Origin of the sequence: Sphingomonas zeicaulis (genome assembly GCF_050433225.1) — a bacterium.
Classification (GTDB): domain Bacteria; phylum Pseudomonadota; class Alphaproteobacteria; order Sphingomonadales; family Sphingomonadaceae; genus Sphingomonas_D; species Sphingomonas_D zeicaulis.
In genome coordinates, this window is the sequence record NZ_JBNPXQ010000012.1 from 139,276 (window position 1) to 154,514 (window position 15,239).

General features: G+C 66.5%; 11 protein-coding genes and 1 pseudogene. 7 read left to right on the top strand and 5 right to left on the bottom strand.

The window, feature by feature from the left end:
* Nucleotides 1–69: 69 nt before the first annotated feature.
* The 3 genes from FHS96_RS27095 to FHS96_RS27105 form a co-directional block, all read right to left on the bottom strand.
* Entirely contained in the window at nt 70–348 is a 279-nt protein-coding gene (locus FHS96_RS27095) for an ETC complex I subunit (RefSeq protein ID WP_429599337.1), read from the bottom strand.
* Between the two features lie 55 nt (nt 349–403).
* On the bottom strand, nt 404–2,863 hold the full coding sequence (hrpB, locus tag FHS96_RS27100; RefSeq protein WP_429599339.1) for an ATP-dependent helicase HrpB: 2,460 nt from the start codon (nt 2,861–2,863) through the stop codon (nt 404–406).
* Nucleotides 2,864–3,019: 156 nt separating this feature from the next.
* Nucleotides 3,020–4,237, bottom strand: coding sequence for a penicillin-binding protein activator (locus FHS96_RS27105; RefSeq protein ID WP_429599342.1), 1,218 nt, complete (start codon nt 4,235–4,237; stop codon nt 3,020–3,022).
* Nucleotides 4,238–4,247: 10 nt separating this feature from the next.
* Between FHS96_RS27105 and rsmI the strand changes: the two genes are divergently transcribed.
* From rsmI to FHS96_RS27125, 4 genes are read left to right on the top strand one after another with little or no spacing between them, the layout of a single operon-like run.
* Complete coding sequence (gene rsmI / locus FHS96_RS27110) at nt 4,248–5,105, top strand: 16S rRNA (cytidine(1402)-2'-O)-methyltransferase (protein ID WP_429599345.1); 858 nt, start codon at nt 4,248–4,250, stop codon at nt 5,103–5,105.
* Complete coding sequence (locus FHS96_RS27115; RefSeq protein ID WP_429599348.1) at nt 5,102–5,458, top strand: YraN family protein; 357 nt, start codon at nt 5,102–5,104, stop codon at nt 5,456–5,458. The genes rsmI and FHS96_RS27115 overlap by 4 nt, the downstream gene beginning before the upstream one ends.
* A gap of 56 nt (nt 5,459–5,514) precedes the next feature.
* A complete protein-coding gene (gene gshB / locus FHS96_RS27120) occupies nt 5,515–6,465 on the top strand; it encodes a glutathione synthase (RefSeq protein WP_429599350.1) in 951 nt (316 codons plus the stop codon).
* The gene (locus FHS96_RS27125) at nt 6,465–7,067 is read left to right on the top strand and encodes a DedA family protein (RefSeq protein ID WP_429599353.1); all 603 of its coding nucleotides are present in this window, start codon (nt 6,465–6,467) and stop codon (nt 7,065–7,067) included. Before gshB ends, FHS96_RS27125 begins: the two co-directional genes overlap by 1 nt.
* 38 nt (nt 7,068–7,105) lie before the next feature.
* Here FHS96_RS27125 and FHS96_RS27130 read toward each other — a convergent pair whose 3' ends face one another.
* Both FHS96_RS27130 and FHS96_RS27135 read right to left on the bottom strand, forming a co-directional pair.
* Nucleotides 7,106–8,062, bottom strand: a complete 957-nt coding sequence (locus FHS96_RS27130; protein WP_429599373.1) for a family 43 glycosylhydrolase — start codon at nt 8,060–8,062, stop codon at nt 7,106–7,108.
* Between the two features lie 20 nt (nt 8,063–8,082).
* Nucleotides 8,083–10,836, bottom strand: coding sequence for a TonB-dependent receptor (locus FHS96_RS27135; protein WP_429599356.1), 2,754 nt, complete (start codon nt 10,834–10,836; stop codon nt 8,083–8,085).
* Nucleotides 10,837–11,035: 199 nt separating this feature from the next.
* On the opposite strand from FHS96_RS27135, the gene FHS96_RS27140 reads away from it, so the two are divergent.
* From FHS96_RS27140 to FHS96_RS27150, 3 genes and pseudogenes are all read left to right on the top strand, one after another.
* Entirely contained in the window at nt 11,036–12,169 is a 1,134-nt protein-coding gene (locus FHS96_RS27140; protein ID WP_429599358.1) for a glycoside hydrolase 5 family protein, read from the top strand.
* A gap of 79 nt (nt 12,170–12,248) precedes the next feature.
* Nucleotides 12,249–14,345: a M3 family metallopeptidase gene (locus tag FHS96_RS27145; RefSeq protein ID WP_429599361.1), complete on the top strand. Its 2,097-nt coding sequence runs from the start codon at nt 12,249–12,251 to the stop codon at nt 14,343–14,345.
* Nucleotides 14,346–14,427: 82 nt separating this feature from the next.
* Nucleotides 14,428–15,150: pseudogene (locus tag FHS96_RS27150) on the top strand (M20/M25/M40 family metallo-hydrolase); the annotation flags it as partial.
* Nucleotides 15,151–15,239: the final 89 nt, after the last annotated feature.

A 15,239-nucleotide genomic window follows, 5' to 3' on the forward strand; every position in this document is an offset into this window, starting at 1 on the left:
CAGCTTCGCCGCGCGGGGGCCGCTTGTCAAAAGGCGATTGTTGCCCCCCGAAACCGAGAGGAAGGGAATTTACCGGAAATTGTCCGCGTAGGCCTGCAGCTTCAGCGTGCGGGTGGGCGCCGGGATAACGTGGTAGGCCAGGCCCTCGCGCTCGGCATAGGCCTTCGCCGCGTCCAGCGTCGGGAAGGACAGGCGAACCTGCTCCTGCGTGTCGCGCGATCCAGCCCAGCCCATCAGCGGGTCGGCGCGCTTCGGCTCGGCGGGCTCGAACTCCAGCACCCAGTTCTGAGTGCCGGCGCGGCCCGACTGCATCGCGTTCTTGGGCTTCTGAAAGATACGGGCGGCCATGGCTGTTTCCTGAATTCTTCTGTGATTCCGCACTGCCGCATCGGCGGGGCGATGGTCAAGCGTTGCGCGCGTCGGCGCGCTTGGTGCGCAACGTAGCGGCGGCCGATGCAGGGTCTTCGGGCCAGGGATGGCGCGGGTAGCGGCCGCGCATCTCCTTCGCCACCGCCTGCCAGCTTCCCGCCCAGAACCCTGGAAGGTCACGCGTCGTCTGGATCGGGCGGCCGGCAGGCGAGGTGAGGCTCAACACCAGCGGCACCGCGCCGCCGGCGACGCTGGGGTGGGTCGCGAGGCCGAACAGCGCCTGCACGCGCAGTTCCACCTTGGGGCCGCCCTCCGCCGCATAGTCGATCTCATGGCTGGAACCCGCGGGCGAATGAAAGCGCGTCGGCGCAAGGCGGTCGATCGCCTTCATCCCATCCCACCCGATCATTCCTTCGATCGCGCCATGCAGCGCCGAGGCGGACACGTCGGCCAGCCGGCGGCGGCCGGAAAGCAGCGTCGGCAGCCATTCGTCGAGCCGCGCCGCCAGCCCCTCGTTGCTGAGATCGACCTCGGGCGCACCATGCGCCGCGGCGAAGGCGGCGCGCTGCCGCAGCGCCACCGCCGCCTCGCCCCAGTTCAGCAGGTCGACGCCATGCAGGCGGACACCCTCCAGCAGCGCCGCAGCGACCGCTTCCGGATCAGCGCGATCGTCACGTCCGCTGGCAAGCCGAATCGCGCCGAGCCGACGCTCGCGCACCGCATCCGCGGTGCCCGTCGCGGGATCGAAGCGTACCGACCGCACCATCTCGATGCGATCGGCAAACAAGTCCATCACCTCGGCCTCGTCGATTGCGGCGGCGGAGAGGATGCGCGCGCCGGAGGCCGCCCCTTGCGTTTCGGCAACCGCCAGCCATTCGGCCCGCGCCAGCGGCGACGCGGGATCGAGGCGGAAGCCGCGCCCGCCGACCGATGCCCAATCCTCGCCCGACGGCCCGCGCCGCCTCGAGACGCGATCGGGGAACGCCAGCGCGACGCAGCCCGGTATCGCCTCCGGCCCGGACGCCGCTGAATCACCGCCGCGCACCAGGCCCTGCCAGCGCTTCGCCAGCCCGCGCGCGGCCTCCGCACGCTGGCCGCGTTCGCCGCGCCAGCGCCGCAATCGCAGGTCGAGATCGGCATCATTACCGCCGAGGCCGCGCTCGCCGAGCAGCACCGCGACCTCGGCGGCGGTGCGCGTCCAGCCATGGCCGGCGGCGGCGATCAGCATGTGGGCGAGGCGCGGCGGCAGCGGCAGCGCGGCGATGGCGCGGCCATGCGCGGTCGGGCGGCCATCGCCGTCCAGCGCGTCGAGCGCGGCCAGCCGGGCGCGGGCCTCGATCACTGCGGCCTCGGGCGGCGGATCGATCCAGCGCAGCGCACGCGGATCGGATACGCCCCAGATCGCGGTCGCCAGCATCAGCGGCGAAAGATCGGCTTCCAATATCTCTGGCGGATCGAAGCGCGGCAGGCCGGCGGTGGCTGCCGCTTCCCACAGGCGATAGGCGACGCCCGGCGCCTGGCGCCCGGCGCGGCCGGCGCGCTGGGTCACCGCCGCCTGGCTCGCGCGCTCGGTGACGAGCCGGGTCATCCCCGCGGCACGATCGTAGCGCGGGCGACGCGCCAGCCCCGAGTCGACGACGATTCGGACGCCGTCCAAGGTCAGGCTGGTCTCGGCGATGCTCGTCGCCAGCACCAGCTTGCGCGTGCCGGCAGGCGCGGGCGCGATCGCCGCACGCTGCGCCGCCGGCTCCATGCTGCCGTGGAGACGGTGGAGTTCGACATTTGCAGGCAAGCCGGCCAGCCGCTCGGCGGTGCGCTCGATCTCGGCGACGCCCGGCAGGAAGGCGAGCACCCCGCCCTCCTCCTCCACCAGTGCACGGCGCACCGCGGCAGCCGTCGAATCCTCGATGCGCGCCTCGGCGGCGCGGCCGATGTGGCGGATGTCGAGCGGGAACATCCGCCCCGCGCTCTCGATCACCGGCGCCTCATCCATCAACGCGGCGAAGCGGCCGCCGTCCAATGTGGCGGACATCGCGACAAGGCGAAGATCGGGCCGCAACCCCGCTTGCGCGTCGAGCGCGAGCGCTAGGCCGAAATCGCTGTCGAGGCTGCGTTCGTGGACTTCGTCGAACAGCACCGCGGAAACGCCGTCCAACTCGGGATCGGCCTGGATGCGGTTGACGAAGATGCCCTCGGTGACGACCAGCACGCGCGTCGCGGCGGACTGGCGGCTGTCGAGGCGGGTCGCATAGCCGATCATGCGGCCGACCGGTTCGCCGGCGAGCGCCGCCATCCGCTCCGCAGCGGCGCGCGCGGCGAGGCGGCGGGGGCTGAGCAGCAGGATCCGGCCGGTGCACCAGGGCTGGTCGAGCAACGCGGGCGCGACCGCGGTGGTCTTGCCCGCCCCCGGCGGCGCCACCAGCACTGCGGAGGAACGGGTAGCGAGCACGCCGAGCAGGTCGGCGAGCACGGCGTGGATGGGGAGGGTCAACACGACCTCCCACCTTCGTCATCCCGGGCTTGACCCGGTATCCCGCTGCCTTTGCGCCGCATCAGACCGGCTTCGTCTCGGCAGAAAGAAAAGGAAGAAGCGGGATCCCGGGTCGAGCCCGGGATGACGAACTGATTCATGGGTGACCGGCCCGCAGCCTCACTCCTCAAACTGCTTCGGCGCCGGAGACACGGTGGTGAAGCCCGTGGCGTTGATCTCCTGCACTTCCAGCATGCGATCAGCGATGCCGTCACGCCCGAAGCGGAATGGCCCGTCGATGCCGGAGAAGCCGCCGGGGTCGCTCATCGCCTTGACCGGGAAGGGCTGTCCGACCTTCCAGTCACGCGAGATGCGCGTCACCAGCAGCACCGAATCATAACCCATGCTGGCAAGGCGATAGGGCGCGCGGCCGTAGCGGGCGCGATATTTGGCGACGAGCTGCGTGTAGAGATTGTCGGGCACCGAGGCGAACCACGCGCCGCGCATCGGCACGCTGGCGGCCAGTCCCGATTCGGTGTTCCACAACTCGGTGCCGAGGACCTTCGCGGTCGCGCCACCGCTGCCGCCGCTGCGACGGATCAGCGGCACCGCCTGCGCGGCGAAGCTGCCATTGTCGGCGATGAGCACCGCCTGATAGGCCGAATCCTTCGACATCCGCGTGATCGCCGCGCTGATCGACGTCTTCGAGCGGTCGAAATTCTGCATCGAGACGACCTGACCGCCCGATGCCTCCACCGCGCGCAGCAGCGCGTTGGACGAGCGCTGGCCATAGACGCCATTGGGCACCAGTCCGGCGAAGCGGGTCATGCCCTTGGAACGGGCATATTCGACGACGCGGCGGATCGACTGCGCAGGCGAGAAGCCCAGCAGGTAAGTGCCGTTGCCGGCGACGCTCGAATCGTTGGAGAAGCTGATCAGCGGCACGCCGCGCGCACGCGCCACCGGTGCCACCGCGCGGACATCCTCTGACAGCAGCGGCCCCAGGATCAGCGTGTTGCCTTCGGCCAGCGCCTTCTGCGCGGCAGCGGCGGCACCCGTTGCGGTGTCATAGGTGGTGATGCGAATCGCATTGCCGCCGGTATCCAGCACCGCGAGGTTGGCGGCGTTGGCGATCGACTGGCCGACGCCGGCATTGGCGCCGGTCATCGGCACCAGCAATGCGACGCGATGCCGCGCCTTGTCCTGCGGCAGGCCGGTGCCGATATCGCCCGGCTCGTCAGGCCGCTCGACCGGCGGCGGCTGATCCGTGGGCGGCGGCTTGCCCTTCGGGATCATCGTTTGACAGCCCGAGATCAGCAGCGCCGCCGCGACCACGGCGAGCCTGAAAGTGCCGCGCCACGTTTGCCGCGGTTGCGACACCGCCATCGCCTCTGCCATGAATCCTCCCATGAACACCCAACTCGAGCCGGGTCTCTACATCGTCGCGACGCCGATCGGCAACTTGGGCGATCTCTCGCCCCGCGCAGCCCATGTGCTGGCGCATGCCGATCTGATCGCGGTGGAGGATAGCCGCGTCACCGCCAAGCTGCTGCAGCATATCGGCACCAAACGACCAATGGCCCCCTATCACGACCATAATGCCGACGCCGTGCGCCCCGGCCTCGTCGCCCGCATGGGGCATGAGGCGATCGCTCTGGTCTCGGATGCGGGGACGCCGCTGATCTCCGATCCTGGCTTCAAGCTGGTCCGCGACGCGCGTGCGGCGGGCCATGCCGTCACCACCCTGCCCGGCCCCTGCGCCGCGATCGCCGCGCTGACATTGGCCGGCCTGCCCACCGACCGCTTCTTCTTCCTCGGCTTCCTGCCTTCCAAGGCCAAGGCGCGCGCCGACGCCATCGCCGAGGTGGCGGCGATCCGCGCGACCTTGCTGTTCTACGAATCCGGCCCGCGCCTCGCTGCGACGCTTGCCGCGCTGGCCGAAGGACTGGGCGACCGCGAGGCCGGCGTCGCGCGCGAGATCAGCAAGACGTTCGAGGAATGCGTGACCGGCACCTTGACCGGCCTCGCCGAACGCTATGCGGAAAAACCGCCCAAGGGCGAGATCGTGATCGTCGTCGGCCCGCCGGGCGAGGCGCCGCCCGCCGCCGAGGATGAAGTGGAGGCGGCACTCGCCGAGGCGCTGGAGCGGTTGCCCGTCGGCAGGGCCGCAAGCGAGGTCGCCAAGCGCTTCGGTGCCGACCGCAAGGCGCTCTATGCGCAGGCGCTGGCGCTAAAGGACGCCGGGGCGGAGGATGAAGCGGAATGACCGCCGCCCGGGCCGCGGCCGAAGCACGCGGCCGCCGCGGCGAGACCATCGCCGCCTGGTGGCTGCGGCTGACCGGCTGGTCGATTCTTGCGCGGCGCGTGCGCACCCGTGGTGGCGAAGTTGACCTGGTGGCGCGACGCGGACGGACGGTCGCCTTCGTCGAGGTAAAGACGCGGCGGACCGATGCCGAACTGGACATCGCGATCGACGCCCACCGGCTGCGCCGGGTGGCGATGGCCGCCGAAATGCTGGCCCCGCGTTTCGCCCGGCCCGGCGATTCCATCCGCATCGACGTGATGCTGATCGCCCCGCGCAAATGGCCGCGGCACCTGAAAAATGTGTGGCATGGCTGACAAGCGCGGCACGCGACCCTAGATCGGCCCCCGACACATCCGCGGGGAGCGAAGATATGGCGTTGCGCGTTGCGGTCCAGATGGACCCGCTTGAAGGCATCAACATCGGTGGTGATTCCACCTTCGCGCTGATGCTGTCCGCGCAGGCGCGCGGGCACAGCCTGTTCCATTACACCGCAGACCAGTTGAACTATGCCGACGGCCGGGTGTGGACCGAGGCGCGGCCGGTGACGGTGCAGCGCGTGAAGGGCGATCATCACCGGTTCGCGGAGCCCGTGCGCATCGATCTCGGCAGCGATATCGACGTCGTGCTGATGCGGCAGGATCCGCCGTTCGACCTCGGCTATATCACCGCGACCCACCTGCTCGAACGCATCACCCACGAGACGCTGGTGGTCAACGACCCCGCCTCTGTGCGCAACGCGCCCGAGAAGGTGTTCGTGCTCGACTATCAGCGCTTCATGCCGCCGACACTGGTGACACGAAGCTATGCCGAGGCGCGCGCGTTCCTGGAGAAGCATGGCGAGATCGTCGTGAAGCCGCTGCACGGCAATGGCGGCAAGGCGATCTTCAAGGTCGGGTCGGACGGCGCCAACCTCTCTTCGCTGATCGAGGTGTTCAACACCGCCTATCGAGAGCCGCATATGGTGCAGGCGTTCATCCCGTCCGTCACCAAGGGCGACAAGCGCATCGTGCTGGTCGATGGCGAGGTGGCCGGCGCGGTCAATCGCATTCCGGGCGAAGGCGAGATCCGCTCCAACCTCGCGGTCGGCGGCAAGGCGGCGAAGACCGAACTGACCGAGAGGGAACGCGAGATCTGCGCGGCACTTGGGCCGGAACTCAGGAAGCGCGGGCTGTTGTTCGTCGGCATCGACGTGATCGGCGGCGAATGGCTGACCGAGATCAACGTCACCTCCCCCACCGGCATCGTCGCGATCGACACTTTCAACGGCTCCGACACCGCCGGCATGATCTGGGACGCGATCGAACGAAAGGTGGCCGCTTGATGAGCGAATGGATCATTCGGATGGTGGAGCAGGCCGGCTATTTCGGCGTGTTCCTGCTGATGTTCCTGGAGACGGTGTTCCCGCCCATTCCATCCGAGGTGATCATGCCGCTTGCCGGGCTTCAGGCAGCCAAGGGTGATATGTCGCTGTGGGCAGTGATCGCCAGCGGCACCGCCGGTGCGATGGCCGGCAACTACATGTGGTACGGCATCGCCCGCTGGGTCGGCATCGAGCGCTTCAAGCCTTTTATCGAGCGTCACGGTCGCTGGCTGACGCTCGACTGGCGCGAGATTGAAAAAGCTGAAGAGCAGTTCGACAAGCGCGGCGCCGCCTTCGTGTTCGTCGGCCGGATGCTGCCGAGCGTGCGATCCTTGGTCTCGATCCCGGCCGGATTGCTGGCGATGAAGCAGCCCCGCTTCCTGATCTGGTCGGCGCTGGGCACCGCCGGCTGGACCGCGGCGCTCGCGGTGGGCGGCTATGTTCTTGGCCGGCAATATGCCGACATCGAGCAATATGTCGGGCCGGTGTCGTTGGGGATCATCGGCTTCATCGTGGTGGCCTATATCTATCGCGTGGCGACGTGGAAGCCGACGAAGGGGTGATGGCGATGCTCGGCCGCGCTTGAGATCGAGACCCTGTTTTATCGCCCCAGGGTAGGTGCATCCTTGTCGGTCATGCGCACCGGCAGGATGGTGCCGTCCTTGCCGTAGCGCAGCCGGTCGATCGCAATCTGCCGCTCGCCGGTGAACGGGCCCCGGGCGGGCGCCCGCTCCCAACGATGATAGACGATCAGCCACGCGCCATCGCGGGTGCGGACGATGCTGTGGTGGCCAGGCCCCTGCCGGCTGGCGTCGCTGGTCAGGATTGCGCCGCGATAGCGCCACGGACCGGTCGGCGAGGCGGCGGTGGCGTAATGCACGGAATAGTCGGGGCCGTTCCACCGTCCGTGACTGTAGGAGAGATAATAGGTGCCGTTGCGTTCGTGCATGAACGCACCCTCGGTGAAGTGCGGCGGCTGCTCCACCTTTATCTCGTGCGCAGTGCTGATCATGTCGGGATTGAGTTCCCAGACGCGTAAGGTCGCACCCGCGCTGCCGCCGGCATAAAGATAGGTCCTGCCCGAGCGCGGATCGGTGAAGACCATCGGATCGATCGCCTCGAAGCCATTGCCGCCGGTGATCAGCGGTTTTCCGCTGTCGCGATACGGGCCGCCCGGCCGATCGGCTACGGCAACGCCGATCCGGCTCGGCGTGGGGTTTTGCGGGCCCACCGAGTAATAGAGATAATATTTGCCGCCACGCATGGCGACACCGGGCGCCCACAGGAAATGATCACGCGCGCCGTCGTCACCGATCCAGCCGATCTGATCGCGCCGGATCAGTTCGCCGCGCCTCTGCCATCGCTTCAGGTCGTGCGACGAAAAGGCGAAGAAGCGATCCGCCTCCCACGCGCCGCCAGGGCCACCGGTGGGAAAAATCCAGAGGTCGTCGCCGATGACCATCGCATGGGGGTCGGCACCCTGGAACTGGGGATTGTCTGCCAGGGCCGGCATGGCGGCGGCGCCCGCAAGCGCCGCCGCGAGAAACAGACGGAACATAGTCACGCGAACATCCTGCATCAGAAGCGGAAACGGACGCCGAGCGAATAGGTCCGCTCGATGTATCGGACCTGGAACGGGTAGCTGTCGCCAGCGGCATTGTAGACGCGATCGGTTCGGATCGGCGTGCCAAGCATGTTCAGCATGTCGAAGGCGATCGTGATGTTCTCGATCGGCGTCAGCGTCGCCGAGAAATCGAGAACGCCCAGCGACTTCTGGTAGAGCGGGGACAGGAAGCCGTTCTGCAGATCCTGATATTCGATGACGAATTTCGAGCGCCAGTTATAGGCGAGCCGCGCCGAGAAGCTCGGCCGCTCATAGAGGCCGACCAGATTGAAGGCGTGCTTCGACACATTGGGGAAAGGCTGCTGGCCGGGCAGGCGATCTTGGAAACTGGGCTGCAGTTCGGTCGAGGCATCGAGATAGGTGTAGTTCGCCTGGATGCCGAAACCCTGCACCCATTCCGGCACTGTGTCGAATTCAAGGAAGCCGTTGAACGACACTTCGGCGCCCTGCACCCGGCCGTCCCCGCCGTTGCTGGGCGCATTGACGCGACGATCCGGCTCACCGGCGATCTCGATCAATGTGGTGTTGCGGAAGATGAAGTTGCTGACGTCGCGGCGGAATATGCCGGCGGTCAGCGACCCGGTCCGCGAGAAATAATATTCGAGCGACAGATCATAATTGTCGGATTCGAGCGGGCTGAGGTTGGGGTTGCCCGAATTGATGTCGATGATGCAGTTCGGCGCGTCGGGGCCGCTGTCCGGGTTGCCGGGCACCGGCGTGCAGACCAGAGGCACGGTGCCGACATTGCTGGACGGATTGAGATCGATGAAGTTCGGCCGCGTCCGCGTCTGCGTATAGGCCAGCCGCAACTGCAGACCTTCGGCAAGTTCGGCGCGCATCGTCACGCTCGGCAGATAATCGGTATAGGTGTTGGTTTGGCTGATCGGCGTGAAGGTGCCGGTGGTGGCATCGAAGGAATTGCCGTTCACAGTCGTGCGCGTGTTGATCACCCTGAGGCCGACGGTGCCGTCGATGGGGATGCCGACGTCGAAGGCATAATTGAACTGGCCATAGCCGGCATATGCGCGTTCCGAGGCGGTGAAGGTTTCCAGTTCTGCGAAGGGAACGTCGCCTTCGGGGAAGCCGGCGATCGCGCGCAGCGCGTCACGATTCTCGAAGACGCTGTTGAAGGTTGCGCCGGGGAACAGGGACTCCGGCTGCGCGCGATCGAAGCGAAAGCCACGCCGGATCTGAACGATGTCTACCGGCAGATCGGAATAGCCGATGCCGCGGTCGAGCAGCGGCTGATAACGTTGCCCGTTGTAACGGGCTGCATCGCGATCGTTGAAGCGGAAGCCGGCGCTGATCTTTGGTAATATCGCCACGCCCGTTTCATATGCCGCGTCGAGCCGCGCCTGGAGATCGTCTCCTTCGGCGCGAAAATTGCGGTCAAACAGGCCCCGCAGCAGATAATTGTCCGGATCGGCGGCGTTGAAATCGATGAAGTCGAACGTGCCGCCGCCCCGCCCGCCTTGCCGGTCGAACACGACATTGCGCGTCGGCGAGCTGGCAAAGGCATAATCGATGTTGATCTGCTTCTCGGTGTAGCTGCTGTCGGTATAGGCGATGTCGGCGGAGAGCTTGAGCGGACCGGGTGACCAGATGCCGCCGCCGGCGATCTGGTAGGTGTTCGTGCGCGCCTTGCGGAATTCGTCGAACCCGTCCGGATTGGCGGCGCCGGTGACGGTCATGCTGCGCACCGAATTGCTGCCGTCGTCGCGCAGCACGACATTGCTGTATTGCGCGCCGCCGCCGAAGGTCGGGACGAACAGCCAATGGTTGCGATCCTCGGCGCGATACCCCTGGAAAAGACCGTCGACATAGAATTCGAGCGTGGACGAGGGTCGCCACTGGATCGCAGCGTTGATCGAGGGGCGCCAGCGATTGCCGTTGCCATAGAAGAGGCCGCTGCCATTGGGCCGGGTGAAACCCGCCGCATCGGCAGGCTCGCCCGGCGCCGGCGTGACGAAGCGATCATTCTCACGGGTCGCGTCGAGGAAATCGATGTTGGTGATCGCGGCATTCACCAGCACGCCGATCTCACCGATGCCGGTATCCCAGCGATTGCTGATCAGAAGGTTGCCATTATAGTCGAATTGCTGGCTCTGTTCCCAATGGACGCCGTTGAGCGAGCCCGAGATTTCGAAGCCGTCGAAATCGAACGGTCGGCGGGACCGCACGTTGACCTGCCCGCCGATGCCGCCTTCGATCAGGTTCGCGGTCGAGGATTTATAAACTTCGAGCGCCTGGACCGCGCCGGCCGGGAAATCCTGTATGGCGACGAAGCGGTTCTCCGCGGTGAAGATCTCGCGGCCATTATAGGTGGTCGAGATATCCGGCAGGCCGCGGATTTGCACCTGTGCCGCCTCACCCGCGCCGCGGTTGACCTGCACGCCGGTGACGCGCGCAAGCGCGGCTGAAGCGGTGACGTCGGGAAGCTTGCCGATATCCTCGGCCACGATCGCATCGACGATGCCTTCCGAACTGCGCTTGATCGCCTGCGCGCTGGCGATGCTGCGGCGAAAGCCTGTGACGATGATGTCCTCCCCCGCTTCCGCTGCGGGGCGGGCCGCGGGCGGCGGCGGCTCAGGCGCCCCGCTGTCTGCTGGCGGCGGGGGTTCAAGTTGGGGCGATGCGTCCTGCGCGAAGCTGCGTTGGCCGGCGATCAAGGCAAGTGCCGAGATCGAAAGGGCGACGAGATGCCGCATGTTCCTCTCCTGGACTCTTCTGGCCCGCTCTTCCTCTTGTCTTAGGCGGGCTTTTGGTCTCATCAAGCGCTATGCAGCTATAATAGATTATGATCAGCAAGGTTGCCGGTCGCGACGAGGTCACCCAAAAATAAGCTGACGGCCGTCGATCGGTTTTGGAGAGGCGCTTGGGTCGCGTCGCGCGACAAGGAAATAGAACATGGTCAGAGTGCTCCTCGTCGCCCTGTACGCAACCAGCGCGCTGCTGCCAGCCGCGGCGGACGCACGCCCGCGATGGACCGCCGCGCAGGCCAATGCTTGGTATGACAGGCAACCCTGGCTGGTGGGCGCCAACTATACGCCGGCGTCTGCGATCAACCAGCTGGAGATGTGGCAGGCCGAAACCTGGGATCCCAAGCGGATCGACGATGAACTCCGGCTGGCGCAGAGCATCGGGATGAACACGATGCGCGTGTTCCTGCACGACCAGCTCTGGGCGCAGGATGCCAACGGCTTCAAGCGGCGGATCGACGAATTCCTGGCGATAGCGCAGCGCCGCGGGATCAGGCCGCTCTTCGTGCTGTTCGACAGTTGCTGGGATCCGGCACCCCGGCTGGGCCCGCAGCATCCACCCATTCCAGGCGTGCATAATTCTGGCTGGGTGCAGGGGCCGGGCATGGCAGGGCTGCGCGATCGGGCGTCCTGGCCGAAGTACAGAAACTATGTGCAGGGCGTGATCGGCGCCTTCAAGGATGATCAACGCGTGCTCGGCTGGGATCTGTGGAACGAGCCGGACAATGGCGCGGATCAATATAAGGGTCAGGAGGGCAAGGAGCCGTTGGTGCGCGCGCTGCTCGCGCAGGTGTTCGCATGGGCGCGCGATGCCGATCCGTCACAGCCGTTGACCTCCGGCGTGTGGCAGGGCGACGACTGGACGCCGGACGGCAAGGCCTCGGCAATGGACAGGCTGCAGCTCGGCCAGTCCGACGTGATTTCCTTCCACGATTATAACTGGCCTGAGGTGTTCGAACGGCGGGTGAAGCAGCTCATCCCTTATGGGCGGCCGATCTTGTGCACCGAATATATGGCGCGCGGGAACGGATCCACCTTCGACGGCTCGCTGCCGATCGCCAAGCGCTATAATGTCGCGATGATGAACTGGGGGTTCGTCGACGGGAAGACGCAGACGCGCCTGCCATGGGATAGCTGGAAGAAGCCCTACACGCTGGAAGAGCCGACCATCTGGTTTCACGAGGTGTTCCGCGCCGATGGCACGCCCTATCGGCAGGCAGAAACGGATCTGATCCGTCGCCTTTCGGCCGCACCCAAGACCGTCGTCCCCCCTGCGCCTTAACATTTTGAGGGCAAGCCGCTATCGACACCCGAAGCGGCACATCGCTATCCAGCGGCATCCCCAGTTTCAGGATGATAAGATGTCGCGTTCCTTGTTGCTTGCCTCGTCCATGGTGATCGCCATGACCCCCGCCGCCGCCGCCAACCCGTTCGCTGAACCAAGCAGCCTGCCCTATCAGGCGCCCGCCTTCGACCGCATTCAGGACAGCGACTATCAGCCCGCGATCGAGGAGGGCATAGCTGCCAGCCTCGCCGAGATCCGCCAGATCGCCGACAACAAGGCAGCGCCGACCTTCGACAACACGATCGTCGCGATGGAACGGCAAGGACAGATGCTGGCCCGTGCCCAGCGCGCTTTCAGTCAGGTCGCGCAGGCCAATACCAACCCGACCTTGCAGGCGGCGCAGAAGGCACTCGCGCCCAAGCTCTCCGCCTATAACGACACCATCTATCTCGACGCCAGGCTGTGGGCGCGGGTGAAGGCGCTGCATGACCGGCGCGGCACCCTGAAGCTGGACGGCGAGCAGGCGATGCTGCTCGACACCTATTACCAGCAGTTCGTCCGCGCCGGTGCGCAGCTTTCCGCCGCCGACCAGGCAAGCCTGCGCGACCTCAACCTGCAGCTGTCCACGTTGCAGATCGCCTTCCGCCAGAAGCTGCTCGCCGCGACCAAGGCAGGCGCGCTGGTCGTCGACAGCGAAGCGAAGCTCGCCGGGCTCAACGCCAGCGGCGTCGCTACCGCTGCGCAGGACGCCAAGGATCGCGATCTCGCCGGCAAGTTCGTGCTGCCGCTGCAGAACACCACCGACCAACCGGCGATGCAGTCGCTGACCGATCGCGCCACGCGCGAGGCGCTGTTCGACCAGAGCTGGACCCGCGCCGAAAAGGGCGACGACAATGATACGCGCGACACGATCGCTCAGATCGCGATGCTGCGCGCGAAGAAAGCCAAGCTGCTCGGCTTCCCGACCTGGGCCGATTATTCGCTGACCGAGCAGATGGCGAAGACGTCGACCGCGGCGATCGCCTTCCTCAACGGGCTCGACGCGCCGACCGCGGCCGGCCAGGCGCGCGAACTGGCCGAGATCCAGGCGGCGGCGAAGGCCGACGGCAAGAACTTCGACATCGCGCCATGGGACTGGAGCCTCTACGCCGAGAAGGTCCGCAAGGCGAAGTACGACCTCGACGAGGAGGAGACCAAGCCCTACCTCAACATCTGGAACGTGCTGGAAAACGGCGTGTTTTTCGCCGCCACCGAGATGTACGGCATCACCTTCAAGCGCCGTACCGACATGCCCGCCTATCATCCCGACATCCGTGTCTACGAGGTGTTCGAGGAGAATGGCGCACCGCTCGGCCTCATCTATTTCGACATGTGGAAGCGGGACAACAAGGCCGGCGGTGCGTGGATGAACGCCTATGTGCCGCAGTCCAAGCTGTTCGGCACCAAGCCGGTGATCAGCAACACCGCCAACTTCACCAAGCCCGCGCCCGGCCAGCCCGAACTCATCACGTTCGAGGATGTGCGGACGATGTTCCATGAGTTCGGCCACGGGCTGCACGGGCTGTTCTCGAACGGCACCTATCCCTCGATCTCGGGCACGTCGGTGGCGCGGGACTTCGTGGAATTCCCGTCGCAATTCAACGAGCATTGGGCGCTGGAGCCACGCGTGCTGGCGAACTATGCCAAACATTACCAGACGGGCGCGGCGATGCCGCAGGCGCTGGTCGACAAGATCAAGCGTGCCGAGAAGTTCAACCAGGGCTTCACCTTCGGCGAACTGCTCGCGGCGGCGCAACTCGACATGGGCTGGCACTCGCTCGGTGCTGACGCGCCCAAGCAGGACGTGAACGCGTTCGAGGCGAAGACGCTGGCGGCGACCGGGCTTGACGTGACGCATGTGCCGCCGCGCTATCGCACCAGCTATTTCTCGCACGTCTGGGGTGGCGGCTACGCGGCGGGCTATTACGCCTATATCTGGACCGACATGCTCGAAGAGAATGTCTATGACTGGTTCAAGAGCAATGGCGGCATGACCCGCGCCAACGGCCAGCGCTTTCGCGACCGCGTGCTCTCGCGCGGGCACAGCCAGGATTATGGCGTGATGTTCCGCAACATGACCGGGAAGGATCCGGAACTGGCACCGCTGCTGCGCAGCCGCGGGTTGAGCAAATAAGCTGTCCCTATCTCCTCCCCGGCGCTGCGCGCCGGGGAGGAAAATGTTCGCGCCCACCTTCCGGCGCAGCTATCCTCCCGCGATGACCCGCCTTTCCCTCGCCACCCTCTCGCTCCTCCTCCTCGCCACCCCCGCCGTCGCGAAGCTCTCCGCGCCCGAGCGCCGGATCGTCGCGGAGGCCGATCGCGGCATTCCGGCGGATATCGCGCTGCTCGAAAAGCTGGTCGCTCAGAACAGCGGCACCCGCAATCTGGCCGGGGTGATGAAGGTGCGCGACATGGTGGCGCCCGAGTTCGAGGCGCTCGGCTTCACCACGCGCTGGGTGCCGATGGAGAAGGTCAGCCGCGCGGGCCATCTGATCGCCACGCACGAGGGCAAGCCGGGCACGACGCGGATGCTGCTCATCGGCCATCTCGACACGGTGTTCGAGCCGAACTCGTCCTTCCAGACCGCCAGGCGCGAGGGGAACATGCTGCACGGCCCCGGTGCCGGCGACGACAAGGGCGGCATCGTCGTCATGCTCGCCGCGCTCCGGGCGATGAAGGCGGCCGGCGCGTTGAACGGCGCCAATATCGAGGTGGTGCTGACCGGCGACGAGGAATCCGCAGGCAAGCCGGTGGAGACGGCGCGTGCCGATCTTGTCGCCGCGGCGCGCAACGCCGACGTCGCGCTCGATTTCGAAGGACTGGTCGTGCTCGAAGGGCAGGATCAGGGCTCGATCGCGCGGCGCTCCTCTGCCAGCTACACGATCACCGCGACGGGCAAATCGGCGCATTCGAGCGGCATCTTCTCGCCCGAAGCGGGACTGCTGCGAAACAAGGCGATTTCGGATCGACGCGAAGATTGGTGGCGCGTGGCCAAGCTTCGCTGATCTCGGCGGTACCTTTGTTGGGG